This is a genomic window from Priestia megaterium, from assembly GCF_009497655.1.
Classification (GTDB): domain Bacteria; phylum Bacillota; class Bacilli; order Bacillales; family Bacillaceae_H; genus Priestia; species Priestia zanthoxyli.
On record NZ_CP023317.1, the window covers coordinates 3,744,263 to 3,761,194 of the forward strand.

Genomic DNA, 16,932 nt, shown 5'->3' on the forward strand with positions numbered 1-16,932 from the left:
AACTTACTTTATGTAACTTATTATATTTTTATAACTTTGTTTCGTCAAGTTATTTATTTTAGTATCATAACTTAAAACTCATATCACAGCATAACCAATTAAATAAGCCCGCCTGCTCATAATATAGTATGAACAGGCGGGCTTATTTACCATTATGCTATGCATAAACTATTAAAACAGTTCTCTGCTTTTACGTTTGACATTTCCATTAACAAAATACTGTATTCTCTCTTTTTGCTCATTTGTTGGCTTCTTATACGTTTCACATTCAAACTGAAAACATGCTTTTTCTAAATCGACTTCATTTCCTACAATTTCTCCAATCGCACTCAATTGGTTTAAATCTCTCCAAAGTTCCTCAGAAGTTTCAGGGTCAAAATGAGATGAAAGATAATACTGCGCATCATATTTTTTAAGTTCTCTCTGAATCCGCTCAAGGTCTTCTTTATCATAACTCCAGTCACCGCTATAAAAATCTGGACATAGACAATCACCTAAAAACAGTACTTTTTCTTTGGGGACGTAGACAACGGACGAGTCCTGCGCGTGTACCCCTCCAATATGCTGAATGCAACAAGTGATTCCACCTAGGTCAACTTCCATATGATGATGAAACGTTACGTCCGGCTCCCGTAAAATTAACGTCTCTCGACACGGCATTTCTTTCTTTATCATATCCCGGCAAAATTCGATTTCCTCCCCTTCCTGGACGCGTTTATCCAAGGAATCATCGTCCCAGCGCAGTGTCTTTAAATAGGCCAGCTTTTTCTTCGTCAAATGATGGCTGATTGTATATTTGTTCATTGCATGAATGCCAAATGTATGATCCCAGTGCCAATGCGTAATAGCTACTCCTTTGATTGGAGGGGCTCCCATTTTTTCCACTTCTTCTAAAAATGATGATGCATGCGCAGGAGAATTCCCAGCATCTACGAGGAAACTATACTTCTCCCCGCATATAAGCCCGAGCACCGGCCGATCCGTTTCTTCAGAATGAGGAAAGTAATAAACGTGGTCCGTTAGTTTTTTCAGCATATTTACACCTGCTTTATGTAGTTTAATAAAAACCTCTTTACTAAATGGTAAATAATGATAAATAAACTGTATCATACTCGGTGCTGCTTGCCTATCCCATTAGCTGATATTCGACTTTTCTTGAAAAGCTATAACTTTTTCGGGCTCTGCTGCTTTGTACTTTAAGAAGATCATCACACTAATCATCACAATCATTCCTCCCGCTAGCTGAGAAACGGTTGTCATTTCTCCAATTAAGAAATAGGCGAGAATGATGGCACCAATTGGCTCGCCTAAAATAGCCATCGAAATCGTTGTAGCACCTACATACTTTAACAGCCAGTTAAATAAGGCGTGACCAAAAATATTAGGAATAAGCGCTAAAAGCAAAAAGATCCACCAATCTTTTGTGTCATACTGAGTCAGCGATACGTTTGTACAAATATTGTAGACAAATAGAACCAGTCCACCGATTAAAAAAACGGCGAAGCTATAGATGATTGGAGGCATTTTCCTGCATAGATCTTGCCCCGCCAGCATATGAACAGAAACGGCCACTGTACCTAAAACAGAAAGTAAGTCTCCGTAAAGAGCCGTTTTAGATACTCCGATATCGCCCGATGCGATAATCACCGAGCCGCTAACAGCCATTAAAATACTGATGACTCCTACTTTGCTTGTTTTTTCTTTAAATAAAAAATAAGCTCCAATCACTACGAAGACCGGCTCGAGCGCAGTCAAAATCATAGCGCTAGCAACTGTTGTATGTGAAAAAGATTCCATCCAAAACAGAAAGTGAAGCCCTAAAAACACGCCTGATACAGCTAGCATTAGCCATTCTTTTACCGTGCTGTTTTTAAAAAGAATTTTCATTTTTCTCCATGGTAAAAACGGTAAAAATAAAAGGACGGTAAACAGCAGTCTATACATTCCTAAAATAGAAGCAGGCGCATCCGACCATTTAATTAAAATAGAAGAAAAGGAAACGGCTAATACACCGATTAAAAGAAAGACAGGAGGCGGTAAAGGAAGAGTTGATTTATTCATGCCATTGCTCCTTTTAAAATCTCTTTTTTCATATTTACTACGGGAATATTCACTCCCCCTCTACGTACGATTTCTTTTTTCTCTATGTAAAAGCCGATTGATTCATACAAAGCTATATTACGAGAAACACTCATTCTCACCTTGCATGATAAACTTTCCTTACCACACTCTTTAGCGTATGTTTCTAACCATTGAATAAGCCTTTTAGCCAGTCCTTTTCCTTGAAAAGCAGGAATAACAGACAAACGGTAAAAATATAAGCTCGTTTCTTCTAGCGTAAAACGCGCCATCGCTACGGGCTTATTTTCGACGTATAAAATGACAGCTTCTTTTCCATGCTTTAACGATTGCATAATAGATTCCGTTGTTTCATCAAGAGCACTGGAAGGTGGGACAGAATCGCGATAGACGGAGAAGGCTTGCAGCATAAGATCGTGAACTGTAGCAGCGTCCTCCGGCTGTGCTAAACAGTAGTTCATAAATTTTACCTTCTTTCTATAAAAATTAAGTATATCGAATTATTATACAACACCACCTATTTTTTTCCTACACCTTTTATTGATTTTTATTAAGGAGAATAACCTCTTTTTAAGCTCTTATACCTTCTTAGCTTTACTCCATTAAACTATTAATTCATTAGCACACACTCTTGAGAACTTTTTGTCGAAATGGTTAAAATTCTGTTGGGAGGGAATTATCATGACATTTTCTTGGCTTATACCTTACATAGCCGTGTCACTTATCATTGTCTTAATACCAGGACAAGACATGATTTTTGTAATGACACAAAGTATTGCTTCAGGCGTCAAAGCAGGCATCAAAACCGTACTGGGATCCATTACGGGAACATTTGTACATACTCTTTTAGCCGCAGTGGGGCTATCTATTATCTTTCAAAAATCAATTATTGCCTTTACGATTCTAAAGGTTGTAGGTGTTCTGTACCTGCTGTTTTTAGCCTACCAATCGTTTCGCGAAAAAAGCGGTCCGTTGGAATTAACAGAAAACGTTCAGCACCACCATCACTTTAGAAAAGGATTTGTTAGCAACTTAACCAATCCAAAAGTAGCTATTTTCTTCATTACGTTCTTACCACAGTTTGTTAATTCGTCTCTTGGACATGTAAGTTTGCAGATGATTTTGTTTGGGATCATCTTTATCGCCGAAACGCTCATCATCTTTTCACTTATTGCGCTATTTGCTTCTGGCCTTGGGAAAAAAGTCAAAAAAAGCCGTATCTTTCAGCACACATTAAAATATGTAAAAGGAACCGTTTTTGGGGTACTTGGCCTAAAACTTTTATTTTCTAGCAACAATTAAGTAAAACAAAATGAAATTTCTTTCATCCCTGCTGTTATCACCTTTTCATACCCGCTTCATTTGTCATATCACCCTATTTTTCCATGTGAGGTTAGTTGACAAAAGACCAAAATTATTATTTTATATATATATAAGGTTCAGATTTAGCAACAAGATTCGACAAGGATAATGAAGAAAAACAGCGGGGAAATAGGGAGATCTATCTAAATAGAGGGAAAATTCTATAAATTCACGTTTTTTATTATTATTCTACTATAATTCATGAAGAGGTGAAACTATGCAAGAAGTAGTTCAAGGTTTTGTTAGTTCAATCAACGAATTTCTTTGGTCCTACTTACTGATTGCGATGCTGATTGCATTTGGTTTGTTTTTTACATTCAGGTCAAAGTTTTTACAAATTCGGTTATTAAGAGAAATGATTCGTGTATTAAAAGAAGGTGCGGATAGCTCTTCTAAAGACGGAATTTCGCCATTCCAAGCGTTTTGTATCAGTATGGCAGCCCGCGTTGGTACGGGGAATATTACAGGTATTGCGATTGCGATCGCTTTAGGGGGACCTGGTGCTGTATTTTGGATGTGGGTACTTGCCGTTATTGGTTCAGCTTCAGCATTTGTCGAGAGTACGTTAGCACAAATATACAAAGTAAAAGACAAAGACGGCGGCTTCCGAGGCGGACCGGCTTACTATATGGAAAAAGGGTTAAAAAAGCGCTGGATGGGCGGACTGTTTGCTGTCTTAATCACTTTATCCTTCGGCTTAATTTTTAATGCTGTACAATCGAACACGATTACCCTTGCGTTTGAAAATGCGTTCGGAACGAATCGTCTAGTGTTAGGAATTATTATGACAGTGGCTTTCGCTGCCATTATTTTTGGCGGAGTTAAGCGTATTGCAAAAATGTCAGAATACATTGTTGTGGTACTAGCTGTTGCCTACATTGCAGTAGCACTCTTCATTATTATTATGAACATTCAAGAAATGCCTTCTCTTATTGCGTTAATCGTTAAAAATGCATTTGGTTTCGAGCAAATTGCTGGCGGTTCTCTTGGAGCAGCTCTTATGCAAGGAATTAAACGCGGATTATTCTCAAACGAAGCGGGTATGGGTAGTGCGCCAAACGCAGCCGCAGCTGCAACAACAAGCCACCCGGTAAAACAAGGATTAATTCAAGCCTTTGGTGTATTAACGGATACGCTTATTATTTGTAGTAGTACTGCCTTTATCATTTTACTTTCAGGTGCTTATACAAATAAAAATTTAAGCGGTATTGAATTAACACAAGCTGCTTTAAGCACTCATATTGGTTCTTGGGCAACAGGTGCTCTTGCAATTATGATTTTCCTATTTGCGTTTAGTACATTAATTGGTAACTACTACTACGGAGAAACAAATATTGAGTTCTTGAACACAAATAAAGCTTGGCTGATGACTTATCGTGTTGCTGTGCTTGCAATGATCGTGTTCGGTTCTATTTCTCAAATTCAGCTTGTATGGGACTTAGCAGACCTGTTTATGGGCTTTATGGTAGTAGTCAACTTAATCGCAATTCTCCTGCTCTCGAAAGTGGCCTTTGCCGCACTCAAAGATTATCTTGCCCAAAAGAAAGCTGGAAAAGACCCTGTCTTCTATCAAGACAGCATTTCTGGACTTGATAATATTGATGCATGGGATCATTCAAAAGATAAATCTAGCTCTAAAGAAGCGATCTAATAAAAAAAGCCGTGAATACTCACGGCTTTTTTTATTGTGCAAATTTACTTCTTTTTTTCTTCTAGTGAAGCAGTCTAAGACTAACCAAATACCTATAGTATAAATAAATTACGCTGTACGGAATCCAGTAGGAAAAAAATGTCCAGCCGAGATTCCATCCGTTTCCGTATATAACTCTTTCCATATACATATACGTTCCTTCTAAAAATGTTGTAAACAGCGCTATAAGAAAAATAAAAAAATGAGGCTTTCCGATTCGCTGGATTAAAAAAATCATATAGCTGGCCAATACAGGATAAACACCTAAATTAAAAGGCAGCGCTTCTAATGCTTCATTTTCTAAAGAAGTCCGGAGTTTCCAAAAGCCATAATAGCTCCCTAATTCATTGATAACGATTGCTAAAATGCAAAAAGCAGTTCCTACTAAAGGCAGTAAACGACGATTTCTAGGATGTAAATAGAGGGTGCCAAAAATCCAAGGTAAAACAAACGCCAGCGCTATATTGATAAGCAAGAATATCCGACCTTTTTCTTTCTAGTATGCCACACCGCAGCTTTTTCTAATCATCTCATTATCTTGAACGCAGCAAGTGTAAAAGTATCTTATCTCTGATCGTTAAACCAGAGTGCTTACTTTATGATTACTGTGGTTCGTCCCTTGCTTTTTTCATTTATTTTAATGAAGCAAATTCAGCGTCTTTTTTCTGGTAATAGTTTTGAACTAAACGCCCTGATAAAGCAGCTAATACCTGCTGAAATAACATCCCTAATACGACCGGTACAGCAACGGGAGCTGGAAAATAAGATACGGCTAATACGGCTCCGGCGCTAATATTTCTCATGCCTCCGCAAAACGTAAGCGTCACAACTTTTGCTCGGTCCCATCTTAGCCATTTGCCAATCATCCAGCTGAAGAAATAACCAGCTGAACTCATTAAAAAGACGATCACGATAATAAACAGCAGTTTTTTATCAATATGTTTTAAATAAGGTGCAATCACTCCCCCGTTTACCATAACCATCACACTTAACCCTATTTTCGAAACAGGTGCCAGCTTTGGTCCTAAGGTCTGCTTAATTGTTCCTTTTGTATATTGATTTAAGCACATGCCTAACAAAGATGGAAGGACAATCATAAAACATAAATCTTTGACTAACTTTAGCGCTTCCAAATGTACGGTGTCTCCAACCACCAATAAAAGCGTATAAGGAACGATAAGCGGTGCTAAAAGAGTATCAATTAAAATAATGGATAGTGCAAGAGGAATGCTTCCTTTGTAAATCGAGACCCATATAAAACTAGTCACTCCCGTTGGAATAATTGCTGCTAGCAAAAGACCCGTGCTTGTAAATACATCATGTGGAAAAATCACTTGGCCAACGCTCCAAGCCCATGCTGGCATAAAAATATGTAAAACAAACAGAGCCATAATGATTGGAAATGGACGATGTATCGTGGCATTTAATTGGTGAAAGTTTGAATTCAAACTTCCGGCAAACGTCATTAATGCAAAAAGCCATGGAATTAAGAAGGTATACTGACTTAATGATGAACCGATAAGAACTCCTATGAGCAAGCTGAGCGGCGTAATAAACGGCATCAATTTTTCTAGCATTCTATTTAATTGACTTAACAAAGCTTTCTCCCTCCAACGAACGTTTTAAATAAATAATAAGATAAATTAACGTTTATAATATCACCTATTTATTATACAACTTATTTTCAGACTATTGTCTGTCTCTTTTACTAAAAAGAGATATATTCATAATTATCACTTAAATAGATTTACAGGTATTTTTGTGCTATTTTAATAGGGAAGAAGCTTTTAAAAAGCATGAATTTAGGGTAAAGAACACTCTACATAGGAATGCTTTCAATTGACGGATATAAATGGACTGTAGCACAGTTTTGGTAACTAGGAGGATTGTATGGATTTTTTGAAGTCTCTATCATCGTTAGATGATTGGAAAAAAATCGTGATTGCGATTGGGATCTTTTTGATCTTTTTAATTCTTCGCAAGCTTTTCACGACTTATTTGTTTAAGTTTATTATTGGTTTTGTCAAAAATAAAAAAATCAATTTAATTACGAGCGTTTTAGAAGCTTTTGAAAAGCCGCTGCGCTGGATTTTTGTGATTATTGGTTTCAAGCTTGCTCTTCCCTATCTTCCCTTTGATGTTTTAACAGCCGATACGGAAAGACATTTAGTTCGTTCAGCTTCTGTTGGCCTTGCAGGATGGGGCTTGTATAATTTAGCTGCTTCTACCAATTTATTTTTTGCAACGTTTGCCAAAAATTTTGATATCCAAGTGGATCGAATCATTATTCCTTTTATTGAAAAGTTTATCCGCATCGTTGTTGTTATGCTTTCTATCTCCATCATCGCAGAAGAATGGGGTTTTAACGTAAACGGCTTTGTAGCAGGTCTTGGCTTAGGTGGTCTTGCTTTTGCCCTAGCCGCAAAAGACACCGTTAGTAATTTATTCGGCGGAATCGTAATTATTACTGAAAAGCCTTTTACCATTGGAGATTGGATTAAAACACCAAGTGTTGAAGGCGTTGTAGAAGATATTACGTTTCGAAGCACCAAAGTTCGAACGTTCGCTCAAGCAGTCGTAACGGTTCCAAATGCTACTCTTTCTAATGAACCTATTATTAACTGGGCTAAAATGGGGAAACGTCAAATTGCCTTTCATTTAAACTTGAATTATAATACACCAAAAGAAAAGTTAGAAACCGTAGTGGCAAGAATTAAAAAGATGCTGACTGAGCACGAAGAAATTCACAATGAAACGATTCTTGTAAATTTTGACGGTTTCTATGAATCTAGTTTAAATATCTATCTGTATTTCTTTACAAATACAACCGTTTTTGCTGATTACTTAGATGTAAAAGAAAATATAAACTTCGAAATTATGGACATTCTTGAAGAAGAAGGCGTAGAATTTGCTTTCCCTACACGCACACTCATCGTTGAGCAGGACGGAAAGCTTTCTGGCAATCCAAAAGAATTTCTAGAAAGTGCTCGAAGCTAAAAAAAGCTGACTTAGTAGTCAGCTTTTTTTCCTTTCTTCTTTAGTTTGAAATGAACATTTGAGTCCAGTAATGACCGTAGCTTCCGCCTTTAGCGTAACCTACTCCGATTTCGGTAAATTGACTTGATAGTATGTTTTTACGGTGACCTTCGCTATTCATCCATGCGTTAACCACTTCTTTTGGAGTTGCTTGTCCAGCAGCGATATTTTCACCTGCTGTACTGTATGTAATGCCAAATTTTTTCATCATGTCGAACGGACTTCCATACGTAGGCGATGTATGACTGAAATAATTTTTATCAATCATATCCTGCGATTTATAGCGAGCCACGCGAGCTACTTCCCAATTAGACTTTAAAGGCTTAAGCCCTACTTTAGCACGTTCTTGATTCACTAGCTGAACCACTTGCTCTTCGTATGAACTTCCCGCTTTATCTGTTGGTATGGTAATTTTTTGTCCCGGATAGATCGAATTAGGATTTTTAATAGCAGAATTCGCTTCAATCAGCTCGGAAACGCCCACCTGATATTTTACTGCTATTTTCCACATCGTATCTCCCGATTGAACGGTATGTACGGTTGCTGCTTGCGCAGTGTTATTAAGACCAAAAGCTAGAGTGACAGACAACAATGTTACTAATAAAAGTTTTGATAGAGTTTTCATACTTTTATTAAAGCAAATTGATTTCAAGATTCATAGCGGTAATATTATCCCATAGTTCCATCATATGACTTTGTCATCTTCCCTCCACACTTTCTTTTAAAAAAAGACGCACTGCTCTTTCGCAATGCGCCTTCTTATTATGAAGATAAAGCCTGTGACTGGTTCATGTCCGACACATTAACCGCTTCATCCGTACTTTGATGTACCTGACGTTTTTTAATCACATCAATATATTGAATGTGATGGCCTTCCATTTTCGTAACGGTAAAATCATACTGATCAAAGCTAAGGCTTTCTCCTTGTTTGACGTCATATTTTTCCGTTAAGACCCAGCCTCCAATTGTATCAACATCCGTATCATCAATTGTCGTGCCAAGCAGCTCGTTAAGCTCACTTACTAATAATTTTCCATCTACAATATAATGATCGGGTTTGACTTTCTGAATTAATGGAAGTTCATCCGCATCAAATTCATCACGAATTTCACCGACAATTTCTTCTAAAATATCCTCTACTGTTACAATCCCTGCTGTTCCACCGTATTCATCAATTAAAATAGCCATATGGATGCGTTCACGCTGCATCTTAAGCAATAAATCATGAATAGGAATCGATTCAATTACTTCAATAACAGGACGGATATACTGTTTTAAATCTATTTTTTCCTTGCTGTTGTTCATGACAATCTCGGTTAAAATTTCTTTCATATTGACCATTCCAATAATATGGTCTTTATCTCCATCGATGACCGGATAGCGGGTAAACCGTTCTTCTTGGACCATCTCAAGGATGTATTCGACCGTATCTTCCTGGTCAATTGAAACGACTTCCGTACGCGGCACCATAATCTCCTTGGCAACGCGATCATCAAAGTCAAAAATTTTACTTACATATTTAAACTCCGATTGATTGATTTCACCGCTTTTATAGCTTTCTGATAACAAGATGCGAAGCTCTTCTTCACTGTGTGCAAGCTCATTTTCTGAAGCAGGCTTTAGACCAAATAACCCTGTTATTAAACGAGAAGAACTGTTTAATAGCCAAATGAAAGGATAGGTTACTTTATAAAAGAGTATAAGCGGACGAACAAATAATAAAGTGACTTTCTCTGCTTTTTGAATTGCAAATGTTTTCGGAGCAAGCTCTCCGACCACAACATTTATAAATGTAACAACCGCAAAAGAAATCGCAACAGATAGTACTTTTGTTAACGCTCCGCTTATCCCTAGTTGATCAAGTAATGGTGACAGGAGATGCGAAAGTGTAGGCTCTCCTAACCAACCAATTCCCAGCGCAGTAATCGTAATACCAAGCTGGCACGCAGATAAGTATTCATCTAAATTTGAAATAACTTGCTTCGCAGCTTTTGCATTGCTGCTCCCTTCTGCTATAAGCTGATCCACTTTGGAACTCCTCACGCGAATAATCGCAAACTCGGTAGCAACGAAAAAAGCAGTTAATGCAATCAGTACCGCTAGTAAAATCAAGTTAAATATGTCCAATCAAGTTCCTTAGCTCGTTTAAAAACGAGTAAGGACTCACCTCCTAAAAAATAAAAAATTTGGATAAAGAACTCTATCCCTGTACTGATCACTTGGAAAAGTGCATATAAGGAGGAATCACATGATAAATGTATAAACATTTTTATATGGAGCAAAACTGCCAGCCTTTCTTCCTTATCTCACGTTTCACTCGTTAATCTAGCAGGTCATTCTTTATTCAGCTGTTCTAGATGTGAAGCAATGGCTCACATCGCTTCATTTCATGATGTTGCTTCAGCGCTGATTCTCTCTCCCAATTCATTTATAAAAAATTTAGTAGTTTACAATCTTTATAAAGTTAAAGTCTGTTAACGCCTTAAAAGAGCGATTATGTGATAAAGAGCGATATGCGTGAAGCAAATGTAGGTTTGTATAATACTGTATTGTACGCTTTGACACTGGTGCATATAATGCTACTTCGCCAACGTGGTACACTGCCCCATCCAATCACCTCTATTTCCGTATATCTAAAAAGATTTAGGAATAATTATCCTATTTCTTTTTAAACTTATTGACTTTATTTTAAATGTTAAAAACTTTGCAGTCAAACGTTTTAGTTAGTCTCCTGCCCTTGCTATTTACTGGTGCGGCGATTTTTAGCAGGCAAATAAAAGCTTGCTGCTACACAAAAAAAACCAAGGACAAAACAGATAATGGGGAGTTTCATACCTATCGCTTCAGCATAATAAGTGAGACTCCTTCCGTGAATAGGGACAAGATTCATTTCAAAAATCAAAGTCAAAACAGCTGTCACTTTGAGTGCAATACCAACAATGAAAAGACAAACTCTCAGGCCTCCACTCATATGCAAAAACATCCCTTCTATCCATTAGCGAATGGATGATGTACTACACCATATGATACATCCCTACACTTTATCACTAAATGCTAAAAAAGCGCTATGTCCATGCATAGACGCTTATAAATTTGCAACCACTTGTCCAATGGAATCATAGATAACCAAATCAAACAAATAATCGTAATGCGTAGGTTCTTTATTAATGATCACCATATTTGTACGATTGTACCGGCTCACAAGCAGCGGAATCTGATTAATCGGTGCTACTTCAAGCGATGAACCAAGCACGATGAATAAATCAGATGACAGCGCTGCTGTAACTGCTTCATCGAACTGATGAATGGCATCTCCAAAGAGAACAACATTTGGCTTTAAAAGGCGCTCACACGCTGTACATTGTGGGAGAGCTGACTGATTTAAATACGCTAAGTCATACTCTTTTTTACACCTCGGACAATGAGCTCTCTTAATGGACCCATGAATTTCAAAAACGTTCGTGCTTCCTGCATCTTGGTGCAGCCCATCGATATTTTGCGTAATCACATGCACGGTTTTGGCGTCTTCTAGTTCAGCAATAAAGCGATGGCCCGTATTTGCTTTATAATGATGCAGCATTTTAATATGAAAAATTTCTTTAAACAGCGGCCAAAATTCATGAGGATACTGTTCATAGAAGTCAGCAGCTACTATGTCCACAAAGCTTTTGTTTTGGCGATATAAGCCATTTTGAGAGCGAAAGTCAGGTATGCCCGACTCTGTGCTCATTCCTGCTCCCGTAAAAAAACAAATGTGTTTAGCATCATCAATGAGCTGTTTTAATTCTTTGTACTGGTTTGACATTGCATTTCTCTCCTATTTAACAATTAGCACAGGAATTGTTACTTGCTGTGCTATCTTAGAACTAACGCTTCCAAGCAGCATGCCTTTTACAGGATTTAACCCTCTGCTCCCTATTACTACAAGGTCAAATGAATTTTGATTAGCAAATTGAATCACTGTTTTAGCCGCGTCTCCGTGCATAAAGGTGATCTCATACTCCACGTTTCCTTGCTTTAAAATTTCATCCGTTGTATGTATCCGACTTTCCCGTTCCTCGTCGCGGCTAAGTGATTTTAATCTTGAATCACCTTCTACTGCATAAATAACTTGAATAAAACTGTTTTCCGTAAGCTGAGCCAGCTGAACGGCTTTTTCTGTTGCTTTAGCTGCATGCTCTGAGCCATCTGAGGCAAGTAAAATTCGTTTAAACATCACGCTTCCTCTCCTCTTTTATAAAATGGTCTTCTCTCTTTACTATATCACTCGCTGTTCAAATGTAATCATTTTTTTGATTATTTCTATAATTTTTAAAATTATTTGTCTACTTTTATGATAAACTGAAAGAAAACGTGTACAGAGGGGATGAACCAATGTTTGGTTTTGAATTAATTTGCACTTTTTGCAAAGGGCTCGGAAAGCTAGCTGTTATTCCTGGTATCGGTTACATGAAAACATGCAAACACTGTGAAGGGACAGGGATGCAGTCAAAAAAAGACGAAACTCCTTCAATATAAGAAGTTTCGCCTCAGCAACACTGTGATTAGATTGAAAGCTCTTTAGATAAACGGTACATATCAGCATTGATATGGTGAGGTTCACCTAAAATTTCCATAATATCATAATCTACAATTTCATTTTTACGGATACCGATTGCACGGCCGCCTTTACCTTCTAGTAAAAGTTCGACTGCACGACCGCCGAAACGGCTTCCTAGCACACGATCTTGAGCAGTTGGGGAACCACCGCGCTGAATGTGTCCTAATACTGTTACACGCGTTTCAATACCTGCAGCTTCATGAAGCTGTTTCGCTACTTCATTACCATTGGCTACACCTTCAGCTACCACGATAATGCTGTGCTTTTTACCGCGCTCTTGTCCTTTTCTCAAACGATCAACCATTTCTTGGAACTCATCTTTTGCTTCTGGGATAAGGATTGTTTCCGCACCGCCAGCAAGACCTGACCAAAGAGCAATGTCTCCTGCATTACGACCCATAACTTCAATAATAAACGTACGCTCATGAGAAGTCGCCGTATCACGGATTTTATCAATTGCATCGATAACCGTATGAAGAGCCGTATCAAATCCTAGTGTAAAATCTGTTCCTGGAATGTCGTTATCAATTGTTCCTGGAATACCGATACAAGGGAAACCAAGCTCTGTTAGTTTTACAGCTCCCATATATGATCCGTCTCCACCGATAACTACTAAGCCTTCAATACCGTGCTTCTTAAGGTTTTCAATACCTTTTAAACGCCCTTCTTCTGTTTTGAATTCTGGACATCTTGCAGAATAAAGCATCGTTCCGCCGCGTTGAATGATGTCACCAACATCTCCAACTTCTAGCTTTTTAATATTTCCTTCTATTAATCCTTGATATCCTTGGAAGATACCATAAACTTCCATACCTTCATGAATTGCTTTACGCACAACAGCACGAACCGCAGGATTCATACCTGGAGAATCTCCGCCGCTTGTTAATACACCTATTCTTTTCATTACTTTCACCTCATCAAAGTCACATATATGACTACTATATTATAGTTCTACATTTTACCCGAGTTCGAACTTTTTGTGTAGTAATTCACAACATATTTCTTTGTTAAATTTTAAATGTACATACTTTTTCATATCTTTTAGTTATTTACCGTCAAATATTCAAAGTTTTTCTAGCAATATTACACATCTAAAGAACCCTTTTAATTACAGCTTTTATAAGACTATATTCACCTTTATATTTCATTTTTTTCATATATGTAATGAAATTGTAACGTAGAACACTGTCGAAAGATGATATGATGAATTTACTCAAATCAGGAAAAATTTTCAGGGGGTACTAGTTTTATGAAAAAAGTAATAGCAGCTCTTACGCTTGCTGGCGTTATTGTTTCTACTAGCCCGATTGTCAGCCAAGCGGCTCTAGGCGACCAAACGCTTCGCCAAGGCATGAATCACCAAGATGTTAAACAACTACAACAAACGTTGAAAAATAAAGGTTATTTTAAAGGGAATACGACTACATACTTTGGGACTGTTACAACTTCTGCTGTAAAATCATTTCAGCGCAAAAATGGACTAGCAGCAGATGGTATTGTCGGAAAAGGAACGTACGCTAAACTAGGCGTTTCAGCAAAGGGCAAATCGTCTTCTAGCTCAGCGCGCTATAACCCTAACGCAGTGATTAACAAAGGAAAACAGTACATGGGCGTTCGCTATCGCTGGGGCGGAACAACGCCAAGCGGCTTTGACTGCAGCGGTTTTATTGGCTATGCGTTCAAACATGGCGGCGGGGTTCAGCTTCCTCGAACAGTAGCTCAAATTTACCAAAAAGGAACGCGCGTCTCAAGTCCAAAAGCTGGAGATATTGTGTTCTTCCAAACCTATACAAAAGGGCCTTCCCATGCAGGAATTTATTTAGGAAACAACCAGTTTCTTCACTGTTCTTCATCTAAAGGTGTGAGCATCTCTTCTCTAAAAGAGAGCTATTGGAGCAAACGCTATTTAGGTGCTAAAAGAATGTAGTTTCGATAAAAAGGGCAAGCTGTGCGATTTTGATGCGGCTTGCTCTTTTTCTGCATGTAAAAGATTTGGTATAGTAGAAGCAGCGCATTACAAAACCAAGCGTGTAGATGAATACTGTAAAGGAAGTTGAATAAATGCACACCCTTTTAATTGACATGGATTCTGTCATTTGTGATCTTATGACGGATTGGCATAACCAATATAACAAAGATTATTGCGACAGCTTATCGGTTGAAAAGTTAAAATGCTGGGAATCAGAAAAGTATGTAAAGCCGGAATGCGGCACAAAGATTTATGACTACCTCGATCAGCCGGGGCTTTTTTTACATTTACAACCTCTGCCTCATGCTGTTGAGGTTCTTAAACGACTTTATGAAAGGTTTTCCATTTTAATTGTCACAAGCAGCCGTACCTATGCTTATACAGAAAAAGAGCAGTGGGTTGAAAAACACCTTCCGTTTATCGGAAAGTACAATATCGTGTTTACACACCAAAAAGATAAAATATACGGAGACTTGCTATTTGATGATGCACCGCATAATTTGAAGGCTTTTCAAGCTACAGGTCGCCATGCTGTTGCCATGAGCTACCCATACAACGAAGAAGTAAATGTCCCTCGCGTGGACGATTGGCTTCAGTTTGAACAGTACGTAAATACTTATTTCAACGAATGTTAATCAAAAAAACACGTAGACTTTGTCATCAGAGAATGAATGCAGTGCGTTTGTGAGCACAGCTATAAGCATAAAAAAACCGCCTTTTGGGCGGTTTTTGACGGATAGCCCCCTAAGGGTTATCCGCTTTTTATTTAAAAAAGATATCGTTTTTTAGTACTTATCAGCTGATGAAAAAAAGTCCATAATGGCATGGATAATTTCAACGGACTGAAAAGAAAACAATGATATGGCTGTTAATGAAAAGAAACCAATCATGGCCATACGTACAAGTAACATAGACTAATCGCCTCCCTGTTTTGAACTAAATGAACGCACCCAAAACAATTCGCTATCTGTCTTTGTTTGTACGACGTTTTCGCCAAGCAAAGGCAGCTCATTCACTGCGTGTAACAATGACAATGAATCTTCATCTTTCTCTTAAAGACTAAGCGTATAGTTAGTATATCAAATGAAACTTTTTCTTCAAGGCTATACTAGCGGTAAAAAAGGAAATAGTATGAAACGATGCGTTTTATCTTTACTTCATACAATTCAGTACCCTAATATTTATTATATTAAACCTTTTAGAAAAATTGCTACTATAATATCTTTTTTATAAAAAAGATATTAAGACCTAACTAAATTATTCCAATCCAAAGACGAACAAACGAGATAAATAATCTCAACTGCTTGTTACGTTGCTGTTGATTTCCTTGTAAGACTTCGCTTTCCCCAGGCGGCTGATGAGCCTCCTCGTCTACATACATAAAATCTACGTTCACTATATCAATGAAAAAATCCGAATGCGTTGGATTCTCCAGCAAGAATCAAACGCGTTCGGATCTTCCTTCAACTAAAATAATTTTGCCCCAGATTCTTCACATTATCGACACGTACTGTAATACTCATTAACAATGTCTAAAATAGTTGGGTATTCTTCCACCCATGTAAAGTTTGTTTTTTCGTTTTCTTTTTTTACTGTTTCTTGTTCTGCACCGATCTTTTCCATTATTCAATCTCTCCCTTTAACTGTTATATAACATTTATATTAACTAAACTTTGTTTTATAACAACTTTAAAAAGAAAGTTGGACAATGAGTATGAAAAAAAGTTATTGCAGGGATAAAATTTTCACATAATACGTACGGTTCCTCGGTCCATCAAACTCACAAAAATAAATTCCTTGCCACGTTCCTAGCAGCAGCTGCCCATCGTGAATGATTATATGCTGAGAGGGGCCGACCGTGCTCGCTTTGAGATGTGCCGCCGTATTTCCTTCCATATGAAGATCTAACTTATGTTCCCAAGGATATACTTCATCGAAGCGTCGGATCATATCCGTTTTTACATCGGGATCCGCATTTTCATTAATTGTTATACCAGCGGTTGTATGAGGACAGTAAACAACTACAGCCCCTTCTTTTAATCCTTCTGTTCTTATTACTGCTTGTACATGACTCGTAACGTCGATCATTTCGTCACGCTTATTCGTTTTTAACGTAAATGAATGTAGCATACCATCACCTCTTTTCTTTACCATAACATATCTTTTCTATTCTTCCACATTTTTCGCATAACTCGT

20 protein-coding genes are annotated in these 16,932 nt (G+C 37.7%); 6 read left to right on the forward strand and 14 right to left on the reverse strand.

Going from position 1 to position 16,932, the window contains the following annotated elements:
- Positions 1–171 precede the first annotated feature (171 nt).
- From CEQ83_RS19200 to CEQ83_RS19210, 3 genes are read right to left on the reverse strand one after another with little or no spacing between them, the layout of a single operon-like run.
- Positions 172–1,110 carry an MBL fold metallo-hydrolase gene (locus CEQ83_RS19200; RefSeq protein WP_028415077.1) on the reverse strand — a complete coding sequence of 313 codons (939 nt, stop codon included), beginning with the start codon at positions 1,108–1,110 and terminating at the stop codon, positions 172–174.
- 24 nt (positions 1,111–1,134) lie between these two features.
- Positions 1,135–2,061: a DMT family transporter gene (locus CEQ83_RS19205; RefSeq protein ID WP_028415078.1), complete on the reverse strand. Its 927-nt coding sequence runs from the start codon at positions 2,059–2,061 to the stop codon at positions 1,135–1,137.
- A complete protein-coding gene (locus CEQ83_RS19210) occupies positions 2,058–2,540 on the reverse strand; it encodes a GNAT family N-acetyltransferase (RefSeq protein WP_028415079.1) in 483 nt (160 codons plus the stop codon). Before CEQ83_RS19210 ends, CEQ83_RS19205 begins: the two co-directional genes overlap by 4 nt.
- Positions 2,541–2,760: 220 nt before the next feature.
- On the opposite strand from CEQ83_RS19210, the gene CEQ83_RS19215 reads away from it, so the two are divergent.
- Positions 2,761–3,381 (forward strand): LysE family translocator, encoded by a 621-nt coding sequence (locus CEQ83_RS19215; RefSeq protein WP_028415080.1) that lies wholly within the window; start codon positions 2,761–2,763, stop codon positions 3,379–3,381.
- A gap of 277 nt (positions 3,382–3,658) precedes the next feature.
- Entirely contained in the window at positions 3,659–5,092 is a 1,434-nt protein-coding gene (locus CEQ83_RS19220; protein WP_028415081.1) for an alanine/glycine:cation symporter family protein, read from the forward strand.
- Between the two features lie 61 nt (positions 5,093–5,153).
- On the opposite strand, the gene CEQ83_RS19225 is transcribed toward CEQ83_RS19220, so the two are convergent.
- Together CEQ83_RS19225 and CEQ83_RS19230 are read right to left on the reverse strand one after the other, a co-directional pair.
- Positions 5,154–5,606: a CBO0543 family protein gene (locus tag CEQ83_RS19225; protein ID WP_028415082.1), complete on the reverse strand. Its 453-nt coding sequence runs from the start codon at positions 5,604–5,606 to the stop codon at positions 5,154–5,156.
- Between the two features lie 157 nt (positions 5,607–5,763).
- Positions 5,764–6,729: a bile acid:sodium symporter family protein gene (locus tag CEQ83_RS19230; RefSeq protein WP_028415083.1), complete on the reverse strand. Its 966-nt coding sequence runs from the start codon at positions 6,727–6,729 to the stop codon at positions 5,764–5,766.
- 292 nt (positions 6,730–7,021) lie between these two features.
- Between CEQ83_RS19230 and CEQ83_RS19235 the strand changes: the two genes are divergently transcribed.
- A complete protein-coding gene (locus CEQ83_RS19235) occupies positions 7,022–8,128 on the forward strand; it encodes a mechanosensitive ion channel family protein (protein WP_025750169.1) in 1,107 nt (368 codons plus the stop codon).
- Positions 8,129–8,168: 40 nt separating this feature from the next.
- Here the strand turns inward: CEQ83_RS19235 and safA are convergent, their stop codons facing one another.
- The 5 genes from safA to CEQ83_RS19260 all read right to left on the reverse strand — a co-directional run bounded on the left by safA (position 8,169) and on the right by CEQ83_RS19260 (position 12,383).
- The gene (gene safA / locus CEQ83_RS19240; protein ID WP_074677042.1) at positions 8,169–8,792 is read right to left on the reverse strand and encodes a SafA/ExsA family spore coat assembly protein; all 624 of its coding nucleotides are present in this window, start codon (positions 8,790–8,792) and stop codon (positions 8,169–8,171) included.
- A 137-nt stretch (positions 8,793–8,929) separates the two neighbouring features.
- Positions 8,930–10,294, reverse strand: a complete 1,365-nt coding sequence (locus tag CEQ83_RS19245) for a hemolysin family protein (protein WP_028415084.1) — start codon at positions 10,292–10,294, stop codon at positions 8,930–8,932.
- Between the two features lie 613 nt (positions 10,295–10,907).
- Positions 10,908–11,138, reverse strand: coding sequence for a YuzI family membrane protein (locus CEQ83_RS19250; RefSeq protein WP_016765278.1), 231 nt, complete (start codon positions 11,136–11,138; stop codon positions 10,908–10,910).
- A gap of 114 nt (positions 11,139–11,252) precedes the next feature.
- Entirely contained in the window at positions 11,253–11,972 is a 720-nt protein-coding gene (locus CEQ83_RS19255) for an NAD-dependent protein deacylase (protein WP_028415085.1), read from the reverse strand.
- A 12-nt stretch (positions 11,973–11,984) separates the two neighbouring features.
- The gene (locus CEQ83_RS19260) at positions 11,985–12,383 is read right to left on the reverse strand and encodes a universal stress protein (RefSeq protein ID WP_013058676.1); all 399 of its coding nucleotides are present in this window, start codon (positions 12,381–12,383) and stop codon (positions 11,985–11,987) included.
- A gap of 158 nt (positions 12,384–12,541) precedes the next feature.
- Here CEQ83_RS19260 and CEQ83_RS27245 point away from each other — a divergent pair, with 158 nt between their 5' ends.
- On the forward strand, positions 12,542–12,685 hold the full coding sequence (locus CEQ83_RS27245; protein ID WP_013058677.1) for a hypothetical protein: 144 nt from the start codon (positions 12,542–12,544) through the stop codon (positions 12,683–12,685).
- A 26-nt stretch (positions 12,686–12,711) separates the two neighbouring features.
- On the opposite strand, the gene pfkA is transcribed toward CEQ83_RS27245, so the two are convergent.
- A complete protein-coding gene (gene pfkA / locus CEQ83_RS19265; protein WP_028415086.1) occupies positions 12,712–13,671 on the reverse strand; it encodes a 6-phosphofructokinase in 960 nt (319 codons plus the stop codon).
- Between the two features lie 345 nt (positions 13,672–14,016).
- Here pfkA and CEQ83_RS19270 point away from each other — a divergent pair, with 345 nt between their 5' ends.
- Together CEQ83_RS19270 and CEQ83_RS19275 are read left to right on the forward strand one after the other, a co-directional pair.
- Positions 14,017–14,694, forward strand: coding sequence for a C40 family peptidase (locus CEQ83_RS19270; protein ID WP_013058679.1), 678 nt, complete (start codon positions 14,017–14,019; stop codon positions 14,692–14,694).
- Positions 14,695–14,828: 134 nt separating this feature from the next.
- Positions 14,829–15,371, forward strand: coding sequence for a 5' nucleotidase, NT5C type (locus CEQ83_RS19275; RefSeq protein ID WP_028415087.1), 543 nt, complete (start codon positions 14,829–14,831; stop codon positions 15,369–15,371).
- 150 nt (positions 15,372–15,521) lie between these two features.
- Here the strand turns inward: CEQ83_RS19275 and CEQ83_RS27680 are convergent, their stop codons facing one another.
- The 3 genes from CEQ83_RS27680 to CEQ83_RS19280 form a co-directional block, all read right to left on the reverse strand.
- The gene (locus CEQ83_RS27680; RefSeq protein ID WP_013058681.1) at positions 15,522–15,647 is read right to left on the reverse strand and encodes a hypothetical protein; all 126 of its coding nucleotides are present in this window, start codon (positions 15,645–15,647) and stop codon (positions 15,522–15,524) included.
- A 586-nt stretch (positions 15,648–16,233) separates the two neighbouring features.
- On the reverse strand, positions 16,234–16,359 hold the full coding sequence (locus CEQ83_RS27685; protein WP_016765283.1) for a hypothetical protein: 126 nt from the start codon (positions 16,357–16,359) through the stop codon (positions 16,234–16,236).
- 102 nt (positions 16,360–16,461) lie between these two features.
- Positions 16,462–16,866, reverse strand: a complete 405-nt coding sequence (locus CEQ83_RS19280; protein ID WP_028415088.1) for a secondary thiamine-phosphate synthase enzyme YjbQ — start codon at positions 16,864–16,866, stop codon at positions 16,462–16,464.
- Positions 16,867–16,932 lie beyond the last annotated feature (66 nt).